We start from the raw sequence: 24691 nt of genomic DNA, 5'->3' as shown, positions 1-24691 counted from the left end.
CTGATGAGCAGGCACATCGACATCAGGAAGAACACCTACCTCGACTCCGTCTCACTCATGTCCATGAGCACGAAGGCGAACGCCGTCGAGGGCGTCACCCAGGCGCTGCTGGGCATGGCGACCCCGATGAACAAGGAGGTGTTGCTCAACGTCGGCGTCCAGGACCCCGCGATCGACGAGGCCAAGCCCAGCGATCTGATGATCGTGATCGACGCATCCGAGGACACCCTTGAGGCCGCGATCGCGTCCGTCAACGACATCCTGGCCCGCAAGGACAAGAAGGCCGGCGAGGCCACCGAGACCCGCTACCGCACCCTGGACAGTGCGTTCGCCGAGGCCCCGGACAGCAACTTCGTGCTGATCTCCGTCAACGGAGCCTTCGCCGCCCGTGAGGCCCGCAAGGCGCTGAACGCGGACAAGAGCGTCATGATCTTCTCCGACAACGTGTCCGTCGAGGACGAGCTGTCCCTGAAGAACCTCGCCCACGAGAAGGGCCTGATCGTGATGGGGCCGGACTGCGGCACCGCGATCATCAACGGCGTCGGCCTGGCGTTCTCCAACGCGGTCCGCCGCGGCAACATCGGCATCGTCGGCGCCTCCGGCACCGGCAGCCAGGAGCTCTCCGTCCGGATCCACGACTTCGGCGGCGGTGTGTCCCAGCTGATCGGCACCGGCGGCCGCGACCTGTCCACCGAAATCGGCGGCATCTCCATGATCGACGGCATCAACGCCCTCGACGCCGACCCGGAGACCAAGGTCATCGTCATCATCTCCAAGCCCCCGGCAGAGGAGGTCGCCGAGAAGGTGCTCGCCGTCGCCGGCGCCGCGTCCAAGCCGGTGTTCGTGACCTTCCTCGGCTCCGACCGCACCGAGTCCGGCTACGACAACGTGACGATCGTCCAGGGCTCCAAGCCGCTGGCCATCGCCGCCGTCGTCGCCAGTGGCATCGACGAGTCCACCCTGGACAAGCACCCGCTGAACATCCCGCTGGTCGAGGAGGTGCGCGCCAAGCTCGCCCCCGAGCAGAAGTACATCCGCGGCCTGTTCTGCGGCGGCACGCTCTGTGATGAGTCCATGTTCGCGGCCCTCGACAAGTACGAGAACGTGTACTCCAACATCCAGAAGAACGCCGACTACAAGATCGGCGCGATGGATGCCTCCCGCGAGCACACCTTCCTCGACATGGGCGACGACGACTTCACCAACGGCCGTCCGCACCCGATGATCGACCCGTCGCTGCGTCTGCAGCGCATCGTCCAGGAAGCCGACGACCCGAGCGTCGGCGTCATCGCCATGGACTTCGTCCTCGGCTTCGGCGCACACGAAGACCCGGTCGGCGTGACCATCCCGGCGATCACCGAGGCCAAGGCCAAGGCCGCCGCCCGTGGTCAGCACCTGGAGATCCTCGGCTACGTGCTCGGCACCGACCTGGACACCCCGGCGTTCGCAGGCCAGGTCGCCCAGCTCGAAGCCGCCGGCGTGACCATCGCCTCCTCCTCCACCAACCTCGGGCTGCTGGCCCGCGAATTCGTCGCGAAGGGTGACAACTGATGAGCGTCAACGATCTGTTCTCCGCAAGCCTGAAGCCGATCAACCTCGGCCTCGACATGTTCGCAGCCGATCTGAAGACCCAGGGCGTCGAGCCCGTGCTGATGGACTGGACCCCGCCGGGTGGCGGCGACCCCGAGGTCATCGCCGCGCTGAGCCGCCTCGAGGACCCGGCCGTCGCCGAGAAGATCGACGCAGCCAACCAGGTCGCCCTGGAGCGCATCCTCGGCTCCCAGCCGTTCCTGGAGGGCTTCGGCCAGGCGATCGACGCCGTCCCCGGGATGACCAAGACCACCATCCTGCACTCCGGCCCGCCGATCGGGTTCCCGCGCATGTCCGGCCCCATGAAGGGCGCCGTGACCGGCGCTCTGGTCTTCGAAGGCCTGGCCAAGGACCTCGACGAGGCCTTTGAGCTCGCCTCCTCCGGTGAAATCACGTTCTCCCCGTGCCACGAGCACCAGTCGGTCGGCTCCATGGCCGGTGTGACCAGTGCGAGCATGTGGGTGCACAAGGTCACCAACCGCACCTACGGCAACACCGCCTACACCAACCTGTCCGAGCAGCTCTCCAAGATCCTCCGCTTCGGCGCGAACGACCAGTCGGTCATCGACCGCCTGAACTGGATGCGCGATGTGTTCGGCCCGGTGCTCGCAGGCGCCATGGAGCTCAACACCGACGGCCTGGACCTGCGTCTGATGCTCTCCCAGGCCCTGCACATGGGCGACGAGGCGCACAACCGCAACGTGGCCGGCACCACCCTGCTGATCCAGGCCCTGGCCCCGTACATCCTGGAGACGGACTTCACCACGAAGGAGAAGCGCGAGGTCTTCGACTTCGTCGCGTCGTCGGACTACTTCTCCGGCCCGACCTGGATGGTGGCCGCCAAGGCGTCCATGGATGCCGCCAACGGCATCGAGAACTCCACCGTGGTCACCACGATGGCCCGCAACGGCGTCGACTTCGGCATCCGCGTCTCCGGCACCGGAGGCCAGTGGTTCACCGGCCCCGCGCAGGAGGTCATCGGCCCGATGTTCGCCGGCTACACCCGTGACGACTCCGGTCTGGACATGGGCGACTCGGCCATCACCGAGACCTTCGGCATCGGCGGCTTCGCCATGGCCGCGGCCCCCGCGATCGTCGCCCTCGTCGGCGGCACCGTCGAAGAGGCCATGGGCTACTCGCGCACCATGAACGACATCACCACCGGCAACAACCCGAACATCACCATCCCGGCGCTCGACTTCATGGGCGTCCCCAGCGGCATCGACGTCCGCAAGGTGATGGAGACCGGCATCCTGCCCATCATCAACACCGCGATCGCCCACAAGGAGCCGGGCATCGGCATGATCGGCGCGGGCATCACCCACCCGCCCGTCGAGGCGTTCCAGAAGGCCCTCCTGAGCCTCTCCGAGCGGATCTCCGCATGAGTGAAGGGGGCCTCGCCGAGGCCCCTGAGATGATCGATCCGGGACAGGAGGCGGTGGAGCGGTACCGCGCGAGCGGCTACGCCGACGACGTGCTGCCCATCCGCCCCAAAGACCGCGGCTGGAAAGTCCCGCAGTTCATCACCGTCTGGATGGGCCCGATCCACAACATCCTGTCCTACTTCACGGTCATCGGCTTCTTCGCCCTCGGCCTGAACGCCTGGCAGGTGGTCGCCGCGATCATGCTCTCCGCGGTGATCGTCTCGGTCGGTTACATCCTCAACGGACAGGCCGCCGCGAAGTACGGTGTCCCGTTCGCCATGCAGCTGCGTGAGGCCTTCGGTCACAAAGGTGCCCTGGTGCCCACCTGGGTCCGTGGCATCATCGCCGGCTTCGCCTTCTTCGGGATCACCACGGTGTCCTCGGCCTCCGCGTTCGACGTGGTGTTCGAGACCATCTTCCCGGGGTTCAAGAACATCGGGGGCGGTGCCGACATCCTCGGCCTGCCGATCCCGACGGCGATCTCCTACGCGATCACCTGGGTGATCACGGTGGCGCTGTTCCTGGGCGGGCAGAAGTTCCTGGGCAAGTTCAGCAACTGGGCCAACCCGGCGGTCTTCATCCTGGTGGTGATCGCGGTGGTCCTCGCCGTGGTCAACGCCGGCGGCTTCGGCAACGTGTTCAGCTTCCAGGCCGTGAACACGCCGGTCACCCCGCTGATCTTCATCAGCTGCGTCTCCGCGCTCGTCTCGAACTGGGCCGGGCCGATTGTCAACACAGGCGACTACACCCGGAACGCGAAGACTCTGAAGGCCCCCATGATCGGATTCCCGATCGGCGTGCTCGGCTCCTACGTGCTGTTCACGCTGGTGGTGGTGTCCTTCATGGCGTCGCTGCAGGTGGCCACGAACGGTCACTTCGACATCAACCGCCCCGGCGTGTTCGTCGAAGCCATCAACTCGATCGGCAACCCGTTCGTGGTGGTGCTGCTGATCCTGGCGATGAACGTGGGCGCGATCGCGTTCTGCGTCTTCGGCAACATGCTGCCGGCCGGCCTCCAGCTGACCGCCCAGATGCCGAAGGCCTTCACCGTGAACCGCGGTGCGATCCTCGCCGCGATCATCGGCACGCTGATGCTGCCATGGCTGTTCGTGTCCAACACGGACGTGCTCTTCCTCTTCTACTCCTTCATCGGCTCGATGTTCGGCCCGATCCTCGGCATCATGCTGGCGTCCTACTTCGTGGAGCGCAAGCAGACCCTGGACCTGGACGGCATCTACGCGGACTACAAGGGTGGGGAGAAGGGTTCGCTGCCCGCCTACAACTGGCGCGCCCTCGGCGTGCTGATCGTGAGCTTCGTGGTCACGATGGCGGGCACCGTGTTCAAGGACGTGGACTTCCTGGTCCAGGTGAAGAACCTCGCGTTCTTCTCCGGTCTGTTCATCGGCTTCGTGGGCTACACCCTGCTGACGCTCTCCGCCCGCCGGTCTTCGGCGTCCTGAGGCTCCACTTCTAACGCAAGGAAAGAACAATGACTCACACTCTTCCCTCCGCGGAAGTCCTGGACGGCTACTTCGGCCCGGCCGTCGAGGTCACCCTGGCCGGCATGCGTGCCGGCGATGGCGGTCCGTTCGGCGCCACGCTGGTCAACAGCGAGGGCGAGATCGTCGTGGCGCTCGGGAACACCGTGCTGCGTGAGACGGACATCTCCGGCCACGCCGAGATGGTGGCCGTCCGCGAGGCCTGCAAGAAGCTGAACACGCTGGATCTCTCGGACTGCGTCATGTACGCGACGTGCGAGCCGTGCCCCATGTGCGTGGCCGTCATGATGTGGGCCGGGATCAAGACCTGTTACTACGCCTCCACCCACGTGGATGCCGGTGACAACGGGTTCAGTGACATGCACCTGCGCAACTACCTCGACGGGAGCGACACGTCCACCCTGGACATGGTGCACCTCGGTGAGGGCCGCGAGGACTGCGCGTCCATCTGGACCGAGTTCCAGGCGCTCAACGCCCAGAACTGATCCAGCGCACGTGATCCCAGGGAGCTGATCCCGGGACGCCATCCTGCGAAAGGAAGGGCCGGACCATTCGTGGTCCGGCCCTTCCTTGCGTCTGACGGCGGTTCAGCGCGTGCGGGCCTTCGCCGCGCGGTACGGGGACACACTGGGCTCCCCGTCCACCCAGAAGCGCCACGGGTACGCGGGGCCGCCGCCCTCGCCCGAGACCCCGACGCGCGGGCCGGAGCGCACACCCGCCCCCAGGCCGGCGTCGTGCATCAGAGCCGTCCGGGGAACCGCGAGCGCCAGCGGCGCCGCAAGGAGGTCCCGCCCGGACTCCGCCGTCGTGAGGCCCAGGCAGGAGGCCAGACGCGCGGGTCCCTGCGCCAGCTGGATGTCCTTGCGGGAGGATGGCCGCCGGGACCGTGCGAGCTCCAGACCGTCCTGGACCACCCCGGCGCGCATCAGGATCCCGCCGGCCCGGCCGTCCGGCCAGCACACCATGTTGACGCAGTAGTGCATCCCATAGGTGAAATAGCAGTACAGGTGGGCGGGCGGGCCGAACATCGGCGCGTTCCGGGCGGTCTTCCCCCGGTAGCTGTGCGCTCCGGGGTCCGGGAAACCGGAGTCCCGTGGGCCCCGGTAGGCCTCCAGTTCGGTGAGACGGACAGCGACCGTGCCCTCCGGCGTCGTGTGGCTGATGACCGCACCCAGCAGCCGCGGCGCCAGCTCCACCGGGTCGCCGCTGAGCAGCTCCCGGATCTCCCCGGGCGCCAGCCAGCGCGCTGTTCTGTTCTCAGAGCGCGGGCTGTTCTCGGAGTGCGGGCCGGCCATGGTCCGCACGCTACCACCCGGCGGCGCCCACTGCGATGTCCGAAAACCGCCACCATTGATGTCCGGAAACTGCCAGAATGGAGCCATGGACTTCTGGCAGCGCTACCGGGCGATCGACACGCGGGACTCGCGTTTCGACGGCCAGTTCTACACGGCGGTGAAGAGCACCGGCATCTACTGCCGCCCGTCCTGCCCCGCCCGGACCCCGAAACCGGAGAACGTCGAGTTCTTCGAGACCTCCGCCGCCGCACACGAGTCCGGCTACCGCGCCTGCAAGCGCTGCCTGCCGGAGGCCGTCCCCGGAACCCCTGCCTGGAACGTGCGCTCCGACGTCGCCGGGCGCGCCATGCGGCTCATCAACGACGGCGTGGTGGACGACGGCGGCGTCCCCGCCCTGGCCGCTCGGCTCGGCTACTCGACGCGGCAGCTCGGCCGGATCCTCACCCAGGAACTGGGCGCGGGGCCGCTGGCCCTGGCACGGGCGGCCCGCGCCCAGACCGCACGGCAGCTCCTGGTGTCCACGCGGATGGGCGTGGCCGACGTCGCCTTCGCCTCCGGCTTCAACAGCGTCCGCCAGTTCAACGAGACGGTTCTCCAGGTCTACGACCGCACCCCGGGCCAGCTCCGCGCGACGGCCCCGGCCGCCGAACGGGTGGCGCAGCGGCGCACCGTCCCGGAGACGCCCGGAAGCCTCAGCCTCCGGCTGCCGTACCGCGGCGAGCTCGAACCCGGGATCTTCGCCTTCCTGGCGGCCCGTGCCATTCCAGGCGTCGAACTGGCCGGCCCGGACTTCTACGAGCGCGCACTGGCGCTGCCGCATGGCGTGGCGCACTTCCGCGTGTCGCTCACGCGCGGCGCGCTCGAGCTGACCATCCGTTCCGTCGCCCTGAAGGACCTGCACACCCTGATCACCCGCGTGCGGCGGCTCTTCGACCTGGACGCGGATCCGGAAGCCGTGGACGGCGTCCTGGAGGGCGATCCACGGCTGGCGCCGCAGGTGCGAGCCCTGCCCGGGATGCGGCTGCCGGGAGCGCTGGACCCGCAGGAGATGCTGGTCCGCGCCATGGTGGGCCAGCAGATCACCGTGGCGGCGGCACGCACGGCGCTGGGGGGACTGAGCGCCTGCGGCGAGCCGTTCTCCCCTACCGCTCAGAGGTCGCCGGAAGATCCCGAACAGGCCATCACCCGGCTGTTCCCCGCACCGGCGGCACTGGCTGAGAAGCTGCCGGAGCTGCTCCGCGGCCCTGCCCGGCGCACCGGCTCTCTGCAGAAGGTCACCGCGGCGATGGCGTCCGGAGAGCTGGACTTCGGCTTCGGCGACACCCCGGAGACCCTGGCCGCGAAGCTGCTCCCCCAGCCCGGAGTCGGGCCGTGGACGGTCGGATACCTGTCCATGCGCGTGCTCGGCTCCCCGGACGTGTTCCTGGCCGGCGATGCCGCGATCCGCAATGGCATCCGCAGCATCGGTGGTGATGGGGACCCGGCCTTCGCCGGGGTCTCCCCCTGGCGCTCCTACGCCACTCTGCACCTCTGGCGCGCGGCGCTGACAGCCCCGCGCCGGAGCACCACGACTCCATCGAATGACAGCGAGAGGACGGCCCACCATGGCTGACTACACCACCCTCACCACCCCCGACGGGCCCTTCACCCTGATCGCCCAGGACGGCGCGGTGCTCGCCGCCGGCTGGACGGCAGAACTGGACGAGTTGCTCCCGCAGGTCCACGCGAGCCTCCGGCCCGCCGGCCTGACGGAGGTCGCCACCCTGGGGGCCCTGAGCGACGCCGTGCAGGCGTACTACGACGGCGACCTCGCGGCACCGATGTCCGTGCCGGTGCGGCAGAAGTCCGGACCGTTCCGCGAACGCGCCTGGGACGTGCTGCGGGAGGTCGCCGCCGGGCACCCGCTCAGCTACACCGACTACGCGTCCGCGGCAGGTAACCCCAAGGCGGTACGGGCGGCAGCGAGTGCATGCGCGTTCAATGCGGCGGCACTCTTCGTGCCCTGTCACCGGATCGTGCGCAACGACGGGTCCCTGGGCGGCTTCCGCTGGGGCCTGACCGTCAAGGAGAGCCTCTTGGCGCGCGAGGCGGAACTCTCCGTCTGATCCAACTGGTCGGGACGATCTGTCGGATACGAGCACCCATTCCGACAGAACGTCCCGACTAGTTGGTGGGGGCGACGCCTGACGGCCAGGGCAGCAGCGGCGGCAGGTCGACGTCGTCCGCGGCGGCCGAGGCGCGCAGGGTGTCCAGGCTGGGTTCGCGCCCGGCCAGCCACGCCGCGATGTCGGTCAGCATCCCGCTGATCACGACGCCGCGCGGACCGGCGCCGAGCGTGCGGGGCGGCAGGCCCAGTGGCTGCAGCACGAAGTGGTGGTCCACCGGGACGCGCGCCTCGAGAAAGTCGAACAGGTGCAGGCAGAAGGCCTTCGACCATGTCTCCGGGCCGTAATCCAGGCCCAGGTCCGTGCCGTGGATGACGAGTTCACGCCAGAGGGCCAGACCGCCGTCGCGGACCACGCCGTCCCGGTACGTGATGCGTGCGTCCCACTCCTGAGGGCCCAGGGCGTCGAAGGCGTCCAGGGCGCGTGTCAGGGCGGCGTGGACATCCGCCCGGTGCTCCTCCGCCGCATGTCCGGCCGCGAGCTCGATCCGGGCCGTACGGCCTTCGTAACCGCCGTCGTACAGTTCCACGAGCTCCCCGCGACGGGCGCTCTCCACCTGCCGTGCCATGGCATCGCTGATGCCCATGATGTGGGCCAGGACATGGCCTCGGCTCCAGCCGGGCAGCACGGACGGAGCCTTCACGGCGGCATCGTCCAGGGGCGCCGCGATCTTCTCGACGAGGGCGGCGGCCGCGTGGAGATCGGCCCGCAGAACCTCGGGCCCGGGTGTGATCTGAGTCATGGACCCATCGTACCGGTCAGTTAACGGCGATGAACCGGGATCCGCGAGGGATCCCGGTTCATCGCTTCGGCCGACGGCTCAGCCGGGGAAGGCTCAGCCCAGGAACGCCCTGGCCTGGTCCAGTTCGGCCTTCAGCGCCTGCAGCTGCCGGGCGACGGCGCTCGGTGCCGTACCGCCCTGCGCGCTGCGGCTCGCCAGCGAACCCTCCGTGGAGAGCACGCCACGGACCTCGGGCGTCAGCTGCGGCGAGATGGCCGCGTACTCCTCATCCGTCAGGTCCCAGAGTTCGACGCCGCGGCTCTCGGCCTGCTTGACGGCGGCACCGGAGAGCTCATGCGCCTCGCGGAACGGCACGCCCTGACGGACCAGCCACTCGGCCACGTCCGTGGCGAGGGCGAAGCCCTGCGGCGCGAGCGCCTGCATGCGCTCCGTGTTGAAGCCCAGCGTGGCGATCATGCCGGACACCGCGGGGAGCAGCAGCTCCAGGGTGTCGGCCGCGTCGAACACGGGTTCCTTGTCCTCCTGCAGATCCCGGTTGTACGCCAGGGGCAGGCCCTTGAGCGTGGCCAGGAGGCCGGTCAGGTCACCGATGAGGCGGCCCGCCTTGCCCCGGGCCAGCTCGGCGACGTCTGGGTTCTTCTTCTGCGGCATGATGGACGATCCCGTGGAGTACGCGTCGTCCAGCGTGACGAAGGAGAACTCCTTGGTGGCCCAGAGGATGACCTCCTCCGAGATCCGCGAGATGTCCACGCCGATCATGGCCGCGACCCAGGCGAACTCGGCGAAGACGTCACGGGAGGCCGTGCCGTCGATCGAGTTGTGCACCGCGGAGAAGAAGCCCAGGTCCGCCGCGACGGCCTCCGGGTCCAGGCCCAGCGAGGAGCCGGCCAGGGCACCCGAGCCGTAGGGCGAGACACCCGCGCGCTTGTCCCAGTCCTGCAGACGCTGCACGTCCCGCAGCAGGGCCCAGGCGTGCGCCAGCAGGTGGTGGCTGAGCAGGACCGGCTGCGCGTGCTGCAGATGCGTGCGGCCCGGCATGGCCACCTCCGGGTGGGCCTTGGCCTGCGCCACGAGGGCGTCCACCACGTCCAGCACGCGCGCGGCGATGATCCGGGCGTGGTCCCGCAGGAACATGCGTCCCAGCGTGGCGATCTGGTCATTGCGGGAACGGCCCGCGCGGAGCTTGCCGCCCAGGTGCGTGCCGGCGCGCTCCAGCAGGCCGCGCTCCAGGGAGCCGTGCACGTCCTCATCGCTTTCGGCCGCCACATAGGCGCCGCTCGCGACGTCGTCATCCAGCTGCGTGAGCGCGCTCAGCATGCCGTCCAGCTCGGCGTCGTCGAGCAGGCCCGCCTTGTGGAGCACGCGGGCGTGCGCCTTGGAGCCGGCGATGTCGTAGCGCGCCAGGCGCCAGTCGAAGTGCGTGGACTTGCTCAGCGCGGCGAGCGCGTCCGCCGGGGCGCCGGCGAAGCGCGCGCCCCAGAGCGCACCCTCGTTGGTACCGGAACTCATGCTCAGGCTCCCGTGACCCGCTGATCGCGGGTGGAGGCGACCTTGGAGGACATGCCCCAGAGCTCGATGAAGCCGCGGGCCATGGACTGGTCGAAGGTGTCGCCCGTGTCGTAGGTGGCCAGATCGAAGTCGTAGAGGCTGGTGTCCGAGCGGCGGCCGTTGACGATGGCCTGGCCACCGTGCAGCGTCATGCGGATGTCGCCGGAGACGTACTTCTGGGTGTCCTCGATGAAGGCGTCCAGGGAGCGCTTGAGCGGGGAGAACCACTGGCCGTCGTAGACCAGCTCGGACCAGCGCTGGCCCACGGTGGCCTTGAAGCGGGCCTGCTCGCGCTCGATGGTGACGTCCTCGAGGTGCTTGTGGGCAGTGATGAGCGCCATGGCGCCCGGGGCCTCGTAGATCTCGCGGGACTTGATGCCCACCAGGCGGTCCTCGACCACGTCGATGCGGCCCACGCCCTGGGCGCCGGCGCGGCGATTGAGCTCCTGGATGGCCTGCAGCGGGGAGACCGCGACGCCGTCGATCGCCACCGGGACGCCCTGGTGGAAGGTGATGGTGACCTCATCAGGCGCCGGCGGGAACTCCGGGGTGGCCGTGTAGTCGTAGATGTCCTTGGTGGGGGCGTTCCAGATGTCCTCGAGATAGCCCGTCTCCACGGCGCGGCCCCAGACGTTCTGGTCGATCGAGTACGGGTTCTTCTTGGTGGTCTCGATCGGCAGGCCCTTCTCCTCGGCGAAGGCGATGGCCTTGTCGCGGGTGAGGGCGAGGTCGCGGACGGGGGCGATGCACTTCAGGTCCGGGCCCAGGGTCTGGATGCCGACCTCGAAGCGGACCTGGTCGTTACCCTTGCCGGTGCAGCCGTGGGCCACGGTGGTGGCGCCGAACTCGCGGGCGGCCTTCACCAGGTGCTTGACGATCACCGGGCGGGAGATCGCGGAGACCAGCGGGTAGTGGCCCTGGTAGAGGGCGTTGGCCTTCAGGGTCGGCATGGCGTACTCGTTGGCGAATTCGTCGCGGGCGTCGGCCACGTAGGCCTCGACGGCGCCGCAGCCGAGGGCGCGCTGGCGGATGGTCTCGAGAGACTCGCCACCCTGTCCGACGTCGACCGCCACGGCGATCACTTCGGCGCCGGTGGCTTCGCCGATCCAGCCGATGGCCACAGAGGTGTCAAGGCCGCCGGAGTAGGCCAGGACGATGCGCTCAGTCACGGTGGTATCTCCTTGGTAGTTCGTTGATTTATGAATGACTATACATTGCTATGAGTAAGTATGCATAGTCGGGATTCAGTTGGAATTGCTCTCCGCCATGGCCAGGAATCGCGCCGCCAGGGCTTCGCCGCCCTGGGGGTCACGGGCCACCAGGAGGACGGTGTCATCCCCCGCGATGGTGCCCAGCACGGACGGCATCACGGAGTGGTCGATGGCCAGCGCCAGGAAGTTCGCCGCGCCCGGAGGGGTGCGCAGGACCACCAGGTTCGCCGAGGACTCGGCCGTCACCAGCAGCTCGCCGCACAGCTTCTCCAGCCGGGCGTCCAGGATCTCCTGGGCCACGGCGCTCGTCGGCCCCCGGTCGCCACCCTCGCCGGGCACGGCATACACCAGGCCACCGTCGCTCCCCCGCACCCGCACCGCGCCGATCTCCACAAGATCGCGCGAGAGGGTCGCCTGGGTGACCTGCACGCCGTCGTCGGCCAGCAAGGACGCCAGTTCGGCCTGCGAGCGCACGCTCTCCCCCCGCAGGATCGCCGTGATGCGCGCCTGCCGGGCGGTCTTGGTGGCGGGGCTGGCGGCCCCGGGATGGGCGGCGGTCATCAGTCCAGGCCGGGGACGACGGCCAGGCCGGAGCGGTGCATGAGCCAGGCCATGAGCGCCTTCTGGGCGTGCAGACGGTTCTCCGCCTCGTCCCAGACCACGGACTGCGGGCCGTCGATGACCTCGGCTTCGATCTCGTAACCGCGGTAGGCGGGCAGGCAGTGCAGCACGACGGCGTCCGGCGCTGCGAGCGCCATGGCCTCGGTGGTGACGGAGTAGCTGCGGAAGAGGGTCATCCGCTCGGCCTTCTCCGCCTCCTGGCCCATGGACACCCAGGTGTCGGTGGCCACGACGTCCGCGCCGTCGAGCGCCGCGGCCGCATCCGTGGTGACCAGGACACTGCCCCCGGTCTGTGCGGCGAGCACCTCACCGGCCGCGACGATCTCCGGTGCCGGAAGGTAGCCCTGGGGCCCGGCGATGCGCACGTGCATCCCGGCGTTGACCGCGGCCAGGAGGTAGGAGTTGGCCATGTTGTTGGCCGCGTCGCCCAGATAGGCCAGCGTCAGGCCGGCCAGTGTGCCCTTGTGCTCCCGGATGGTCAGGAGATCGGCCAGGAGCTGGCACGGGTGATAGTCGTCGCAGAGGGCGTTGATGACCGGGACGCGCGAGTTGGCGGCCATGTCCACCAGCCCCTGGTGAGCGCCGGTGCGCCAGACGATGGTGGAGACCATGCGCTCCAGCACCTTGGCGGTGTCCTCCACGGACTCCTTGTGGCCGATCTGCGCTTCGCCCGGGTTGATGATCAGCGCGCTGCCACCGAGCTCGGAGATGCCGGCGCTGAAGGAGACGCGGGTTCGCGTGGAGGTCTTGTCGAAGATGACGGCGACCGTCTGGCGGGCGCGGCCCTCTCCCGCATAGACGTCCAGAGAGTGCGGTGCGGCCTTCAGCCGGGCGGCGAGGTCCAGGACCTCGACCAGCTCGGCCGGGCTGAGATCGGTGTCCTTCAGGAAGTGACGTGTGGAGGTCATGAGGTCCTACTCTGCGGCGGTCGGTGCCGAGGCGGCGCTCAGCACGGTGGACAGGATGGCTGGGAACGCGGCCAGGAAGCGGTCCGCCTGCTCCACACTGAGGATGAGCGGCGGCGCCAGGCGCAGCGTGCGCGGCCCTGGGGCATTGAGGATGAAGCCGGCGTCGAGGGCGGCCGTGACGAAGGCAGGCGCGACGTCGGCGTCCAGGTCCAGGCCGATCAGCAGGCCGCGCTGGCGCACCTCCGTCACGCCGTCCAGTGCGGCGAGGCCGGCCTTCAGATGCTCACCGGTCGCCCGGACCTGGGCCAGGAGGCCCTGCTGCTCGATCACGTGCAGTGTGGCCAGGGCGGCCGCGGTGCCGACGGGGTTGCCGCCGAAGGTGGTGCCGTGCTGGCCCGGGTTCAAGAGCGCCGAGGTCTTCTCACCGAAGGTGACCAGGGCACCGATCGGGAAGCCACCGCCCAGCCCCTTGGCCAGGGTCATCGCGTCCGGCAGCACCCCGCTCTCCTGGATGGCGAACCAGGCGCCCGTCCGGCCGACGCCGGTCTGCACCTCGTCCACGATGAGCAGGGCGCCGTGCTCGGTGCACAGTTCGCGGGCGAGCCGCAGGTACTCCGCGTCGAGCGGCTTGACGCCGGCCTCACCCTGGATGGGCTCGAGGAACACGGCCGCGGTCTGGGAGTCGACGGCCGCGCGGAGGGCGTCGGCGTCGTTGAAGGGGATATGCACGACGCCGCCGGGCAGCGGCTCGAACGGCTCGCGGTACGCCTGCTTGGCGGTGAGCGCCAAGGCGCCCATGGTGCGGCCGTGGAAGGCGCCCTCCAAGGCGATGATCTTGCGCCGTGGGCCGTCCGGCCCGTCCGCATTCCGGCGGGCGAGCTTGAAAGCGGCCTCATTGGACTCCGTGCCGGAGTTGGTGAAGAAGACCTTGGACCCCTCCGGGGCGCCGGTCAGCTGCAACAGCTTCTCTGCGAGCGCGATCTGCGGCGGCGAGGCGAAGAAGTTGGACACGTGGCCCAGCGTGGCCAGCTGGCTGGAGATCACCGAGGTCACGAACGGGTGGGCATGGCCGAGCGCGTTGACGGCGATGCCGCCCAGCAGGTCCAGGTATTCCTTGCCGTCGGCGTCCCAGACGAGCGCACCGGCGCCGCGCACCAGGACACGCTGCGGCGTGCCGAAGACGTTCAGCATGGCGCCCGAGTAGCGGGCGAGCCATTCCGCGCCGCTCGCGGCGGGCGTGTCCAGGAGGTTCTCCTCCCGGGCTTCCAGTGAGTGCCGGTTCATGCGTCCACCTCCACGAGGTCCGAATCCTGTACCACCTGCGTGCCGATACCCGCGGCGGTGAAAACTTCCAGCAGCATCGAGTGCGGCAGGCGGCCGTCCACGATGTGCGCCTGAGGCACGCCGCCGTCGACGGCTTTCAGGCAGGCCAGCATCTTGGGGATCATGCCGGACTGGAGGGTGGGGATGATCTCCCGCAGCTGAGCCGCGCTGAGCGAGGAGATGAGGGAGTCCTTGTCCGGCCAGTTCGCGTACAGACCTTCGACGTCGGTCAGGATGACCAGCTTGCTGGCGCCCAGGGCCTCTGCGACGGCGGCCGCGGCCGTGTCCGCGTTGACGTTCAGCACGTCCCCCGTGGGGAGGCCGTCGGGGCCGATCTCCGGAGCGACCGTGGAGATGACCGGGATGCGCTTGGCTTCCAGGAGATCGGTGATGGCACGCGGGTTCACGCCCACCACCTCACCCACCAGGCCCAGGTCCACGGGCTCGCCGTCCACCTCGGTGCCGGTCCGCACGGCCTGCAGCAGGCCTCCGTCCTCACCGGAGAGGCCCACGGCGTAGGGGCCGTGGTTGTTGATCAGGCCCACCAGCTCGCGGCCCACCTGGCCCGTGAGGACCATCCGGACGACGTCCATGGCTTCCGGCGTGGTGACGCGCAGCCCGCCCTTGAACTCGCTCTCGATGCCCAGGCGCTCCAGCATCGAGTTGATCTGCGGACCGCCGCCGTGGACCACCACGGGCTTCACGCCGACGTGGTGCAGGAACACGATGTCCTCCGCGAACGCCCGGCGCAGCTCCTCATTGATCATGGCGTTGCCGCCGTATTTGATGACCATGGTGTTCCCGGCGAACCGCTGGATCCATGGCAGTGCCTCGATGAGGGTCCCGGCCTTGGCCTGGGCCTGGCCGAGATCCCTCGAGGTGCTGGAGGTCATGAATGCTCCTTGGGCATAGGTGGGCGCCGGTCTGACGGCGGGGTGTTCAGCTGGAGTAGGCGCTGTTTTCGTGCACGTAGTCGTGGGTGAGGTCGTTGGTCCAGATGGTGGCCTCCTCCTCGCCCGCGTTCAGGTCGATCTCCACGTGGACCTCGCGCTCCTCGAGGTTCACCAGGGAGCGGTCATCCCCGATCCCGCCGTTGCGGCAGATCTGGACACCGTTGATGGAGACGTTGAGCCTGTCCGGGTCGAAGACCGCGTCCGTGGTGCCGACGGCGGAGAGCACGCGGCCCCAGTTCGGGTCCTTGCCGAAGATGGCGGTCTTGAACAGGTTGGAGCGTGCCACGGCGCGTCCAACCGTCTCCGCGTCCAGTTCGCTGGCGGCGTTGAAAGCACGGATGGCGATGTCGTGCCCGGCGCCCTCGGCGTCGCCGATGAGCTTGCGCGCCAGTTCCTTGCAGACCTGCTGGAGGCCCTTTGAGAACTCCTCGCCGTTGGGGTAGGCGCCGGAAGCCCCGGAGGCGAGCAGGATGACGGTGTCATTGGTGGACATGCAGCCGTCCGAGTCCGCCCGGTTGAAGCTCACCCGCACGGCTTCGCGCAGCTCGGTATCCAGCAGCTCCGCGGGAACGACGGCGTCCGTGGTGATGACCACCAGCATCGTGGCCAGGCCGGGGGCCAGCATGCCGGCGCCCTTGGCCATCCCGCCGATGGTGAAGCCCGTGCCGAGGTAGTCGACGCCGATGAAGCTGGCTTCCTTGCTGACGGTGTCCGTGGTCATGATCGCCTCGGCGGCGGCCGAGCCGGCGTCCGGCCCGGCGTTGTCCACCAGAGCCTCCACGCCCGGGAGGATCTTGTCCATGGGCAGCTGCTCACCGATCAGGCCCGTGGAGCAGACCGCCACGTCCCCTGCCGAGATGCCGAGCAGCTTGGCGGCCTTCTCGGCCGTGGCATGCGTGTTCTGGAATCCCTGCGGCCCCGTGCAGGCGTTGGCGCCGCCGGAGTTGAGCACCACCGCGTCCACACGGCCGTCCGCCAGGACCTGCCGGGACCAGTGCACCGGGGCGGCCGCCACGCGATTGCTGGTGAAGACCGCGGCCGCGTGCTTGGTGGGGCCGTCGTTGATGACCAGAGCCATGTCCGGCTTGCCGCTGGCCTTCAGGCCGGCCGTGATGCCGGCGGCACGGAAACCGAGGGGAAGGGTGACACTCACGGGGCGACTCCGAGCTGCTGCAGGCCCAGGCCCTCATCGAGGCCCAGGGCGATGTTCATGGACTGCACGGCTCCACCGGCCGTGCCCTTGGTCAGATTGTCGATCGCGGCCGAGACGATCACCCGGCCGACGTGCGGGTCGAACGCCAGTTGGATGACCGCGTGGTTGGTTCCCTGCACGGACTTGGTGGCGGGCCACTGCCCCTCGGGGAGCAGGTGGACGAACGCCTCGTTCTCATACGCGTCATGCCAGGCCGCCCGCAGCTCCTCCGAGCCCACGCCCGGTTTCACCCGTGCGGTGGCCGTGGTGAGGATGCCGCGGCTCATCGGGGCCAGCGTCGGGGTGAAGGAGACGCTCACGCTCTCGCCCGCCGCGGCCGACAGGCCCTGCTCGATCTCCGGCGTGTGGCGGTGGCCGCCACCGACGCCGTACGGGGACATGGAACCCACGACCTCGGAGCCGATCAGGTTCACCTTGGCGGCCTTGCCGGCGCCTGAGGTCCCGGAAGCCGAGACGATGACCACGTCCTGTGGTTCGAGCAGGCCTGCGGCGAACCCGGGGGTCAGGGCCAGCAGTGAGGAGGTGGGGTAGCAGCCGGGGACCGCGATGCGCTTGGCGCCTCGGAGCCGCTCACGATGGCCGGGGAGTTCCGGAAGCCCGTACGGCCAGGTGCCCGCATGGGCGGAGCCGTAGAACTTCTCCCACGCCATGGGGTCCTCGAGGCGGTGGTCTGCGCCGGCGTCGATCACCAGCGTGCCTTCCGGGAGCTGTGCGGCGATGGCGGCGGAGGCGCCGTGCGGCAGGGCCAGGAAGACGACATCGTGACCGGCCAGGTTCTCCACGCTGGTCTCCTCCAGGATGCGGTCACCCAGGGAGTGGAGCTGAGGCTGGACGCTGCCCAGGCGGGCACCGGCATTGCTGTGGGCGGTGATGGCCCCGATGGTCACGCCAGGGTGGGTGGCGAGCAGGCGCAGAACCTCTCCACCCGCGTAGCCACTGGCCCCGGAAACGGCGACGGATATGCTCATGCGCACACTCTACACCTCGAAGCAAGAATATGCATTACTGCAAATAATTATGCATCGGCATGGCGTGAAGACCCCGACACCGGCGATGCATAGGATGGCAGAAACACGCGCCGCGGAGCCAGAGAGGCACTCAATGCACGCCATCATCGCCCAGCACACCGGCGGACCGGAGGTCCTCGAGTACACCGACGCCGCGCCCCCGCAGCCGGGCCCAGGGCAGCTCCGTTTCCGCGTGGCGGCCACCGGCGTCAATTTCATCGAAACGTACCAGCGGCAGGGCATCTACCCCCTGCCGTTCCCGTGGACCCCGGGTGCCGAGGCCTCCGGCGTGGTGGACGCCGTGGGCGAAGGGGTCACGGGATTCTCCGTGGGAGACCGGATCGCCACGGCCGAAGGCTCGTCCTGCTATGCGGAGTTCGCGCTCGTGGACGCGGACCAGGCTCTTCCCGTGCCGGACGCACTGGATCTCGAGACCGCCGCCGCGCTGCCCCTCCAGGGCATGACGGCGCACTACCTGGTCACCTCGAGTTTCCCGGCCGGCCCGGACACCACGGCCCTGGTCCACGCCGGCGCCGGTGGGGTGGGGCTGCTCCTGATCCAGCTGCTCAAGGCACGCGGCGCGCGCGTCATCACCACGGTCTCCACCCCGGAGAAAGCGGAGCTGGCCCGCGGCGCGGGCGCCGACCTGGTGGCCGGTTACGAGGACTTCACCAGGCAGGCCCGGGGGTTCACCGACGGGCGCGGGGTGGACGTGGTGTACGACGGCGTGGGGCGGGACACCTTCGACGGCTCACTGGCGAGCCTGCGTGTCCGGGGCACGCTGGTGCTCTTCGGGGCGGCTTCCGGACCCGTGCCGCCCGTGGACCCTCAGCGCCTGAACTCCTCGGGATCCCTTTTCCTCACCCGGCCCACCTTGGGCCATCACCTGCTGGACGCCGAGGAGCGCCGGTGGCGCTCCTCCGAGGTTTTCGGCGCAGCGGCAGCCGGAGAGCTCACCGTCCGCATCGGAGCACGGTATCCGCTCTCCCGCGCGGCCGACGCCCACCGGGACCTGGCGGCTCGGCGGACCACGGGCAAGGTCCTCCTGGTCCCCGACGCATCCTGAACGCCCGCGCCGGCGCGCTGGCGTCCCGGTTGCCCGTTCACCACTGATTCACTCGCAACAGAAAGGATGCTGGCGTGACCGAGCATCCCTCCATCCCTTCCGAACCCGCCTACGGCGAGCCGCACGCACAGGCGCCCGGCGCGCCGTCGTCGTCATCTCCAGACGTGACCGTTCACGCTCCCCAGATGCCAGGCAGTGCGCTGACCCCGCCCGGGCGGACCCTGGTGGACATCTTCCTGGCCAGCGTGGAGGCGTTCCCCGAAGCGTCGGCCCTGGACGACGGCCGGAAGTCCCTGAGCTACGGCGAACTGGCCAAGGAGGTCCGGGCGTACGCCCGCAAGCTGCACCTGAACGGTCTCGGCGCCGGCGACAAAGTGGGCATCCGCATCCCGTCCGGCACCAATGAGCTGTACATCGCCATCCTGGCCACCCTGCTGATCGGCGCCGCGTACGTGCCCGTGGACGCGGACGACCCCGACGAACGCGCCCGCCTGGTCTTCAGTGAGGCCCGGGTGGCCGGCATCCTGAAGGCCAAGGGCGAGATCGTGGTGGATAAGAAGCGGCCCAGGCCGTTCCCCACCCCGCGGATGCCCGGCCTGGAGGACGATTCGTGGGTGATCTTCACCTCCGGTTCCACCGGCACGCCGAAAGGCGTGGCCGTCCGTCACCGCAACTCGGCAGCGTTCGTCGACGCCGAGGCACGGCTGTTCCTGCAACAGGAGCCCATCGGACCTGACGACCGCGTCCTGGCGGGACTGTCCGTGGCCTTCGACGCCTCTTGCGAGGAGATGTGGCTCGCCTGGCGCTACGGAGCCTGCCTGGTCCCCGCCCCGCGGGCACTCGTCCGGACCGGCATGGACCTGGGCCCGTGGCTTATCAACCACGGCATCACCGTGGTCTCCACCGTCCCCACCCTCGCCGCCCTCTGGCCCGCGGAGGCCCTGGAGAACGTCCGGCTGCTGATATTCGGCGGCGAGGCCTGCCCGCCCGAACTCGCCGAACGCCTGGCGGTGGACGGCCGTGAGGTGTGGAACACGTACGGCCCCACCGAGGCCACCGTGGTCGCCTGCGCCGCTCCGCTGGGCGGCCCCGGCCCCGTGCGGATCGGCCTGCCGCTGGACGGCTGGGACCTCGCCGTCGTCGACGCCGAAGGCCTCCCGGTCACGGAAGGCGAGGTGGGCGAGCTGATCATCGGCGGCGTCGGCCTGGCCCGCTATCTGGACCCGGAGAAGGACGCCGAGAAGTACGCACCCATGCCGAGTCTCGGCTGGGAGCGTGCCTACCGCTCCGGCGACCTGGTCCGTTACGAGGCCGAGGGCCTCGTGTTCCAGGGCCGCGCCGACGAACAGGTCAAGCTCGGCGGCCGGCGCATCGAACTCGGGGAGGTGGACGCCGCGCTCCAGGCCCTGCCGGACGTGGCGGGCGCCGCCGCGGCCGTGCAGACGACGGCGGCCGGGAACCAGGTGCTGGTGGGCTACCTCGTCCCGGGCGGCGAAGCGGAGCTGGACCTGAGCGCCCTGCGTGAGCTGCTGACGGCGACCCTTCCGGCGCCGCTCATCCCCCTGCTCACCGTCACGGACACCCTGCCGACCAAGACGAGCGGAAAAGTGGACCGTAAGGCCCTCCCCTGGCCGCTCGCCGGCGGCCCGGGCGACGCCGCCGACGCCGCGCCTCTGAACCTGCCCGAGGACGCCCAGTGGATCGTGGATTCCTGGGGTTCGGTGCTCGGCACCCCGGCCGGCGGCCTGGACGCGGACTTCTTCGCGCATGGCGGCGGCTCCCTCGCCGCGGCCCAGCTGGTCTCCGCGCTGCGCCGGAAGTATCCGACCGTCACCGTGGCGGACATTTACGCGAACCCGCGCGTCGGCGCCCTGATCGAGGCCTGCCGGGACTCCGTGCCGGACGGCGAGGCAGTCGTCCAGAAGGAACGGCTGGTCCGCCGCACCGGCAAGAAGACCCAGACCTTCCAGACGCTGATGGGTGCGCCCCTGCTGATCCTGGTGGGCATGCGCTGGCTGACCTACCTGATGGCGGCCAACAATCTGCTCTCCTCCTGGGGCGTGCTGCACGGGGCGCCCACGGTCTCCTGGTGGTGGGTGCTGCTCTCCTGGGCCGTGTTCGTCAGTCCCCTGGGCCGGATGGGCATCGCCGTCCTGGCGTCCCGCCTGCTGCTGAAGGGCGTCACTCCGGGTGTGTACCCCCGGGCCGGCCGGGTCCACCTGAAGCTCTGGCTCGCCGAACAGATCCAGGACTCCGCCAATGCGGTCAGCCTGGCCAGCGCCCCCTGGGTGCCGTACTACGCGCGCGCCCTGGGCGCGAAGCTCGGCCCGGACGTCAACCTCCACTCGGTCCCGCCCGTGACCGGTCTGCTCTCTGTGGGCCGCGGGGCCAGCATCGAGCCCGAGGTGGACCTCTCCGGCTGGTGGGTGGACGGGGACACGGTCCATATCGGGGCCATCTCCATCGGGGCGGGCGCCACGGTCGGCGCGCGCAGCACGCTCATGCCAGGTTCCCGGGTGGGAGCCGACGCCATCGTGGAACCCGGCTCCGCCGTGACCGGTAAGGTCAAGGCCGGCGTCACCGTGGCCGGCTCCCCCGCCGAGCGCATCGGCAAGGCCAAGCCTGACTGGCCGGAGCACACCAGGATCCGGCACGGCGCACAGGAGATCGCCTGGCTCAGCGCCTTCGCTGCGGCTTCCGGCCTCCTGGCCTGCATCCCGTTCGTGACGGCCGCCGGAGCCGGTCTGATGGTGGCCGGCTCCCTCCGCGGTGCGGACCGGCTCAGCACGGCGCTGGGCGCCCTCGCCTGGTCCGTCCCACTCGGCGCGCTCATCTGGTTCCTGGGCAACGCCCTCCTCATCCTGCTGGCCACGCGGGCGCTCGGCACGGGACTGCGGGAGGGCCACTTCCCCGTCCGCAGCCGCATCGGCTGGCAGGTCTGGGCCACGGAACGCGTCCTGGACATGGCGAGAGACCTGCTCTTCCCGATCTATGCCAGCCTCTTCACGCCTGTCTGGCTGCGTCTGCTGGGAGCCTCGATCGGCAAGAACGTGGAGGCCTCCACCGTCCTTCTGGTCCCCAAGATGACCACCGTGGGCGACGGCGCGTTCCTGGCCGATGACACGATGGTCGCCTCCTACGAGCTCGGCGGCGGCTGGCTCCACATCGCCCCGGCCAAGGTGGGCAAGCGGGCGTTCCTGGGCAACTCCGGCATGACGGCCGCCGGCCGCAGTGTGCCGAAGAACTCCCTGGTGGCCGTCCTGTCCGCGACGCCCCGCAAGGCGAAGTCCGGCACCTCGTGGCTCGGCAGCCCACCGGTCCGCCTCCGGCGGGTGGCCCAGAGCAGCGACGCCAGCCGCACCTTCGAGCCGCCCACCCGCCTGAAGGTGGCCCGCAGCCTCTGGGAGCTCTGCCGGGTGGTCCCGGTGCTGCTCACCGCCTACCTGGCGGTGGGCGTCATGGCCGCTCTCGACGCCGTCGCTCACTGGGCAGGGTACTGGCTCGCCGCGCTGCTGGGCGGCGTCGTCGTGCTGGCCGCGGGAGCGGTGGCGGCCGGCAGCGCCGTGATCGCCAAGTGGCTCCTGGTGGGCCGCATCCGCGAAGGCGAGCACCCGCTGTGGAGCTCCTTCATCTGGCGGAACGAGGTGGTGGACGCGTTCATCGAGGTGGTCTCCGCTCCCTGGTTCGCCCGCGCGGCGGCCGGCACCCCGGCGCTCGTCTGGTGGCTCCGGGCGCTCGGCGCGAAGATCGGGCACGGGGTCTGGTGTGAGAGCTACTGGCTGCCGGAGGCGGATCTGGTCACGCTCGGCGACGGCTCCACCGTCAACCGCGGCTGCGTGGTCCAGACCCACCTGTTCCACGACCGGATCATGGCGATTGATACCGTAACGTTGGAGGCCGGCTCCACCATGGGACCGCACGGCGTGATCCTGCCCCAGGCATCGCTGGGGGCAGGGGCCACCGTGGGGCCCGCCTCACTCGTGATGCGCGGCGAAGCCGTTCCAGCGGGCAGCTACTGGATGGGCAACCCGGTCAGCCCCTGGCGCGGCCCGTCCGTCTGACCCCGTCCCTGTCCCCGACCCCAGGTAACCCGAAACCCACCATGTCTGAGCACCAGCACGGCAAGAAAAGCCACCCGGCCTCCATCCCGGACCCGTACACCCCGGGCCATGGCAGTCCGGACTACACCGTCCGGCACTACGAGCTGGAACTCGACATCAGGCTGGCGAGCAACCGCCTTCAGGGCGTCGCGGTCATCCGGGGCCGGGCCACCACGCGGCTGAACCAGATCATGCTGGACCTCGCCGGGCTGAAGGCCGGGAAGGTTCAGCTCAACGGCTCCCGGGTCTCCAAGTTCAGCCAGCGCGGCGACAAACTCGTGATCAACGCCCCTCACCCCGTCGGCAAGGGCGAAGACTTCCTCCTGGAGGTCCGCTACGACGGCAATCCGCGTCCGCGCCGCGGCACCTGGGGCGAGGTCGGCTGGGAGGAGCTGCGCGACGGCGTGCTGGTGGCCGGGCAGCCCGACGGCGCGCCGTCGTGGTTCCCGTGCAATGATCACCCGAGCCAGAAGGCCTCCTACCGCTTCACCGTGACGACTGACGCGGACTACCGCGTGGTCTGCAACGGCCGCCTCGTGGAGCACCGCCGCAAGTCCAGCCGCGAAACGTGGGTGTACGAACAGAAGGCTCCCATGGCGAGCTATCTCGCCACGCTGCAGATCGGGAGGTACACCTCCTTCGGCATCCCCGGTTCCCTCGCGGCCGTGCCCATCAACGTGGCCGTCCACCCGGCGCTCCGCCTCGAGGCCGAGCGTGGCCTGGAGCAGCAGCGCCGCATGATGGAGGTGTTCGAGGACCTCTTCGGCCCCTACCCGTTCGGCGAGTACGGCGTGGTGGTCACCGAGGACGAGCTGGAGATCCCGCTCGAGGCGCAGGGGCTCTCCATCATCGGCCGCAATCATCTGGAGCTCGAGTGGGAGGCCCAGCGTCTGGTGGCGCACGAGCTGAGCCACCAGTGGTTCGGCAACTCGCTGACCGTGGCGTCCTGGAAGGACATCTGGCTGCACGAGGGCTTCGCCTGCTATGCCGAATGGCTGTGGAGCGAGGCGAGCGCCACCCTGAGCACCCGGCTGCGAGCCCTGGCCGCCTGGCGCAAGCTGGCGGACTCCCCACAGGACCTGGTGGTGGGGGAACCCGGGCCGGAGGACATGTTCGATGACCGTGTGTACAAGCGTGGCGCCCTGGCCGTCCATGCTCTGCGCCTGGCCATGGGTTCCGAGGCGTTCTTCGCCTTCCTGCACACCTGGACCCGCGCGCACCGGCACGGTTCGGTGACCTCGGCGGACTTCTTCGCCCTGGCGGACACCTTGGTGCCCGGGCTCGGTGCGGCCGCCCTGCTCAGGCCGTGGCTCTACGAAAAGCGGCTTCCGCCTTTTCCGGCACCGCGGCCATGAGCCGGTGCGGGGGCAGTGCGCCTCCGCCGGTCCCGGGTCCCGCCGCGCTCACTCTCAGCTCCACGAGGCCCCGGCGGCCGAGCGCCTCTATCGTGGATGGGTCTTTGCGGAGGCCGTGACCGTCCCGTTTGGCGATCGCCTCCTTGGCGGCCCACAGGCCCGCCCGCGCACTGATGCGCTCCTCCGGCGGCAGTGACCCGATCCACGCCCGCTCGGCAGCGCTGAGCGCCACCGTATCGAAGCCGTCGAAGATCTCCGCCTCGAGCGTCAGATCCACACCCAGCCGGAAGCCTTCCGGCACGTCCAGGGCCACGACGACGGCGCCCCACTCCCCCGCGCGGCTGGCGGAGAGAGCGAAGGGCGGCGTCGTCCGATTCCCTGAGCGGTCGGTGAGCCGGTAGCCGGGCCGGCCGTGGCCGGCGTCGGGGCCGCACTCGGGGCAGGCGTAGTCGCTGAGGAGGAGGTCCGGGGCCACGCCGAGCGCCCCGGCGAGCAGACGCCGCTGGACAGAGCGCAAGGTGGCGAAGCGATTCCGGGCCCCGGGGTTCGCGAAGGCCCGTGCCCTGTCCTGCTCGCGTGCGTCCAGAGGCGGAAGGTCTCCACGGCGCGCGGCCTCCTCCAGAGACCCGAGCCAGGTGATCACGCGCATGATCCCACCTTAAACACATCGA

20 protein-coding genes are annotated in these 24691 nt (G+C 69.8%); 9 read left to right on the top strand and 11 right to left on the bottom strand.

The annotated features are described in order from the left end of the window. Nucleotides 1-3 precede the first annotated feature (3 nt). The 4 genes from fdrA to Q9R02_RS12100 are packed head-to-tail and all read left to right on the top strand — an operon-like array spanning nucleotide 4 to nucleotide 4998. Entirely contained in the window at nucleotides 4-1551 is a 1548-nt protein-coding gene (gene fdrA / locus Q9R02_RS12115) for an acyl-CoA synthetase FdrA (RefSeq protein ID WP_305996950.1), read from the top strand. Next, complete coding sequence (locus Q9R02_RS12110; RefSeq protein ID WP_305996949.1) at nucleotides 1551-2975, top strand: YlbE family protein; 1425 nt, start codon at nucleotides 1551-1553, stop codon at nucleotides 2973-2975. Before fdrA ends, Q9R02_RS12110 begins: the two co-directional genes overlap by 1 nt. Continuing rightward, a complete protein-coding gene (locus Q9R02_RS12105) occupies nucleotides 2972-4474 on the top strand; it encodes a cytosine permease (RefSeq protein WP_305996948.1) in 1503 nt (500 codons plus the stop codon). Before Q9R02_RS12110 ends, Q9R02_RS12105 begins: the two co-directional genes overlap by 4 nt. 29 nt (nucleotides 4475-4503) lie before the next feature. Continuing rightward, entirely contained in the window at nucleotides 4504-4998 is a 495-nt protein-coding gene (locus tag Q9R02_RS12100; RefSeq protein ID WP_305996947.1) for a nucleoside deaminase, read from the top strand. A 102-nt stretch (nucleotides 4999-5100) separates the two neighbouring features. On the opposite strand, the gene Q9R02_RS12095 is transcribed toward Q9R02_RS12100, so the two are convergent. After that, the gene (locus tag Q9R02_RS12095) at nucleotides 5101-5808 is read right to left on the bottom strand and encodes a DNA-3-methyladenine glycosylase (RefSeq protein WP_305996946.1); all 708 of its coding nucleotides are present in this window, start codon (nucleotides 5806-5808) and stop codon (nucleotides 5101-5103) included. An 85-nt stretch (nucleotides 5809-5893) separates the two neighbouring features. On the opposite strand from Q9R02_RS12095, the gene Q9R02_RS12090 reads away from it, so the two are divergent. Together Q9R02_RS12090 and Q9R02_RS12085 are read left to right on the top strand one after the other, a co-directional pair. Continuing rightward, nucleotides 5894-7420, top strand: a complete 1527-nt coding sequence (locus Q9R02_RS12090) for a DNA-3-methyladenine glycosylase 2 family protein (RefSeq protein ID WP_305996945.1) — start codon at nucleotides 5894-5896, stop codon at nucleotides 7418-7420. Continuing rightward, on the top strand, nucleotides 7413-7913 hold the full coding sequence (locus Q9R02_RS12085; protein ID WP_305996944.1) for a methylated-DNA--[protein]-cysteine S-methyltransferase: 501 nt from the start codon (nucleotides 7413-7415) through the stop codon (nucleotides 7911-7913). The genes Q9R02_RS12090 and Q9R02_RS12085 overlap by 8 nt, the downstream gene beginning before the upstream one ends. Nucleotides 7914-7971: 58 nt before the next feature. On the opposite strand, the gene Q9R02_RS12080 is transcribed toward Q9R02_RS12085, so the two are convergent. From Q9R02_RS12080 to argC, 9 genes are all read right to left on the bottom strand, one after another. Then, the gene (locus Q9R02_RS12080) at nucleotides 7972-8715 is read right to left on the bottom strand and encodes a maleylpyruvate isomerase family mycothiol-dependent enzyme (RefSeq protein ID WP_305996943.1); all 744 of its coding nucleotides are present in this window, start codon (nucleotides 8713-8715) and stop codon (nucleotides 7972-7974) included. A 93-nt stretch (nucleotides 8716-8808) separates the two neighbouring features. After that, nucleotides 8809-10224, bottom strand: coding sequence for an argininosuccinate lyase (gene argH / locus Q9R02_RS12075; protein ID WP_305996942.1), 1416 nt, complete (start codon nucleotides 10222-10224; stop codon nucleotides 8809-8811). A 2-nt stretch (nucleotides 10225-10226) separates the two neighbouring features. Then, entirely contained in the window at nucleotides 10227-11432 is a 1206-nt protein-coding gene (locus Q9R02_RS12070; RefSeq protein ID WP_305996941.1) for an argininosuccinate synthase, read from the bottom strand. Between the two features lie 75 nt (nucleotides 11433-11507). Continuing rightward, nucleotides 11508-12035 (bottom strand): arginine repressor, encoded by a 528-nt coding sequence (locus Q9R02_RS12065; RefSeq protein ID WP_305996940.1) that lies wholly within the window; start codon nucleotides 12033-12035, stop codon nucleotides 11508-11510. Then, a complete protein-coding gene (gene argF / locus Q9R02_RS12060) occupies nucleotides 12035-13003 on the bottom strand; it encodes an ornithine carbamoyltransferase (protein ID WP_305996939.1) in 969 nt (322 codons plus the stop codon). The genes Q9R02_RS12065 and argF overlap by 1 nt, the downstream gene beginning before the upstream one ends. Before the next feature lie 6 nt (nucleotides 13004-13009). Then, nucleotides 13010-14287: an acetylornithine transaminase gene (locus tag Q9R02_RS12055; RefSeq protein WP_305996938.1), complete on the bottom strand. Its 1278-nt coding sequence runs from the start codon at nucleotides 14285-14287 to the stop codon at nucleotides 13010-13012. Then, entirely contained in the window at nucleotides 14284-15219 is a 936-nt protein-coding gene (gene argB, locus Q9R02_RS12050; RefSeq protein ID WP_305996937.1) for an acetylglutamate kinase, read from the bottom strand. The genes Q9R02_RS12055 and argB overlap by 4 nt, the downstream gene beginning before the upstream one ends. A gap of 46 nt (nucleotides 15220-15265) precedes the next feature. Then, a complete protein-coding gene (gene argJ, locus Q9R02_RS12045; protein WP_305996936.1) occupies nucleotides 15266-16432 on the bottom strand; it encodes a bifunctional glutamate N-acetyltransferase/amino-acid acetyltransferase ArgJ in 1167 nt (388 codons plus the stop codon). Next, nucleotides 16429-17460: an N-acetyl-gamma-glutamyl-phosphate reductase gene (gene argC, locus Q9R02_RS12040; RefSeq protein WP_305996935.1), complete on the bottom strand. Its 1032-nt coding sequence runs from the start codon at nucleotides 17458-17460 to the stop codon at nucleotides 16429-16431. The genes argJ and argC overlap by 4 nt, the downstream gene beginning before the upstream one ends. Before the next feature lie 133 nt (nucleotides 17461-17593). On the opposite strand from argC, the gene Q9R02_RS12035 reads away from it, so the two are divergent. The 3 genes from Q9R02_RS12035 to Q9R02_RS12025 all read left to right on the top strand — a co-directional run bounded on the left by Q9R02_RS12035 (nucleotide 17594) and on the right by Q9R02_RS12025 (nucleotide 24020). Continuing rightward, nucleotides 17594-18565 carry a quinone oxidoreductase family protein gene (locus Q9R02_RS12035; protein WP_305996934.1) on the top strand — a complete coding sequence of 324 codons (972 nt, stop codon included), beginning with the start codon at nucleotides 17594-17596 and terminating at the stop codon, nucleotides 18563-18565. Nucleotides 18566-18750: 185 nt separating this feature from the next. Continuing rightward, entirely contained in the window at nucleotides 18751-22626 is a 3876-nt protein-coding gene (locus Q9R02_RS12030) for a Pls/PosA family non-ribosomal peptide synthetase (RefSeq protein WP_305996962.1), read from the top strand. Nucleotides 22627-22667: 41 nt separating this feature from the next. Continuing rightward, a complete protein-coding gene (locus Q9R02_RS12025; RefSeq protein WP_305996933.1) occupies nucleotides 22668-24020 on the top strand; it encodes a M1 family metallopeptidase in 1353 nt (450 codons plus the stop codon). On the opposite strand, the gene Q9R02_RS12020 is transcribed toward Q9R02_RS12025, so the two are convergent. Further along, complete coding sequence (locus tag Q9R02_RS12020) at nucleotides 23965-24669, bottom strand: 4'-phosphopantetheinyl transferase family protein (protein WP_305996932.1); 705 nt, start codon at nucleotides 24667-24669, stop codon at nucleotides 23965-23967. The genes Q9R02_RS12025 and Q9R02_RS12020 overlap by 56 nt on opposite strands. Nucleotides 24670-24691 lie beyond the last annotated feature (22 nt).

The sequence above is a fragment of the Arthrobacter horti genome (genome assembly GCF_030731045.1).
Classification (GTDB): domain Bacteria; phylum Actinomycetota; class Actinomycetes; order Actinomycetales; family Micrococcaceae; genus Arthrobacter_E; species Arthrobacter_E nanjingensis.
The sequence above is the reverse complement of the archived record's forward strand: the minus strand, read 5'-3'. Positions and strand labels throughout refer to the sequence as shown.

What these genes read in the sequence shown, in the direction of transcription:
- fdrA (WP_305996950.1), top strand. Translation starts at nt 4, where the DNA reads ATGAGCAGGCACATCGACATCAGGAAGAACACCTACCTCGACTCCGTC.
- Q9R02_RS12110 (WP_305996949.1), top strand. Translation starts at nt 1,551, where the DNA reads ATGAGCGTCAACGATCTGTTCTCCGCAAGCCTGAAGCCGATCAACCTC.
- Q9R02_RS12105 (WP_305996948.1), top strand. Translation starts at nt 2,972, where the DNA reads ATGAGTGAAGGGGGCCTCGCCGAGGCCCCTGAGATGATCGATCCGGGA.
- Q9R02_RS12100 (WP_305996947.1), top strand. Translation starts at nt 4,504, where the DNA reads ATGACTCACACTCTTCCCTCCGCGGAAGTCCTGGACGGCTACTTCGGC.
- Q9R02_RS12095 (WP_305996946.1), bottom strand. Translation starts at nt 5,808, where the DNA reads ATGGCCGGCCCGCACTCCGAGAACAGCCCGCGCTCTGAGAACAGAACA.
- Q9R02_RS12090 (WP_305996945.1), top strand. Translation starts at nt 5,894, where the DNA reads ATGGACTTCTGGCAGCGCTACCGGGCGATCGACACGCGGGACTCGCGT.
- Q9R02_RS12085 (WP_305996944.1), top strand. Translation starts at nt 7,413, where the DNA reads ATGGCTGACTACACCACCCTCACCACCCCCGACGGGCCCTTCACCCTG.
- Q9R02_RS12080 (WP_305996943.1), bottom strand. Translation starts at nt 8,715, where the DNA reads ATGACTCAGATCACACCCGGGCCCGAGGTTCTGCGGGCCGATCTCCAC.
- argH (WP_305996942.1), bottom strand. Translation starts at nt 10,224, where the DNA reads ATGAGTTCCGGTACCAACGAGGGTGCGCTCTGGGGCGCGCGCTTCGCC.
- Q9R02_RS12065 (WP_305996940.1), bottom strand. Translation starts at nt 12,035, where the DNA reads ATGACCGCCGCCCATCCCGGGGCCGCCAGCCCCGCCACCAAGACCGCC.
- argF (WP_305996939.1), bottom strand. Translation starts at nt 13,003, where the DNA reads ATGACCTCCACACGTCACTTCCTGAAGGACACCGATCTCAGCCCGGCC.
- Q9R02_RS12055 (WP_305996938.1), bottom strand. Translation starts at nt 14,287, where the DNA reads ATGAACCGGCACTCACTGGAAGCCCGGGAGGAGAACCTCCTGGACACG.
- argB (WP_305996937.1), bottom strand. Translation starts at nt 15,219, where the DNA reads ATGACCTCCAGCACCTCGAGGGATCTCGGCCAGGCCCAGGCCAAGGCC.
- argC (WP_305996935.1), bottom strand. Translation starts at nt 17,460, where the DNA reads ATGAGCATATCCGTCGCCGTTTCCGGGGCCAGTGGCTACGCGGGTGGA.
- Q9R02_RS12035 (WP_305996934.1), top strand. Translation starts at nt 17,594, where the DNA reads ATGCACGCCATCATCGCCCAGCACACCGGCGGACCGGAGGTCCTCGAG.
- Q9R02_RS12030 (WP_305996962.1), top strand. Translation starts at nt 18,751, where the DNA reads ATGCCAGGCAGTGCGCTGACCCCGCCCGGGCGGACCCTGGTGGACATC.
- Q9R02_RS12025 (WP_305996933.1), top strand. Translation starts at nt 22,668, where the DNA reads ATGTCTGAGCACCAGCACGGCAAGAAAAGCCACCCGGCCTCCATCCCG.
- Q9R02_RS12020 (WP_305996932.1), bottom strand. Translation starts at nt 24,669, where the DNA reads ATGCGCGTGATCACCTGGCTCGGGTCTCTGGAGGAGGCCGCGCGCCGT.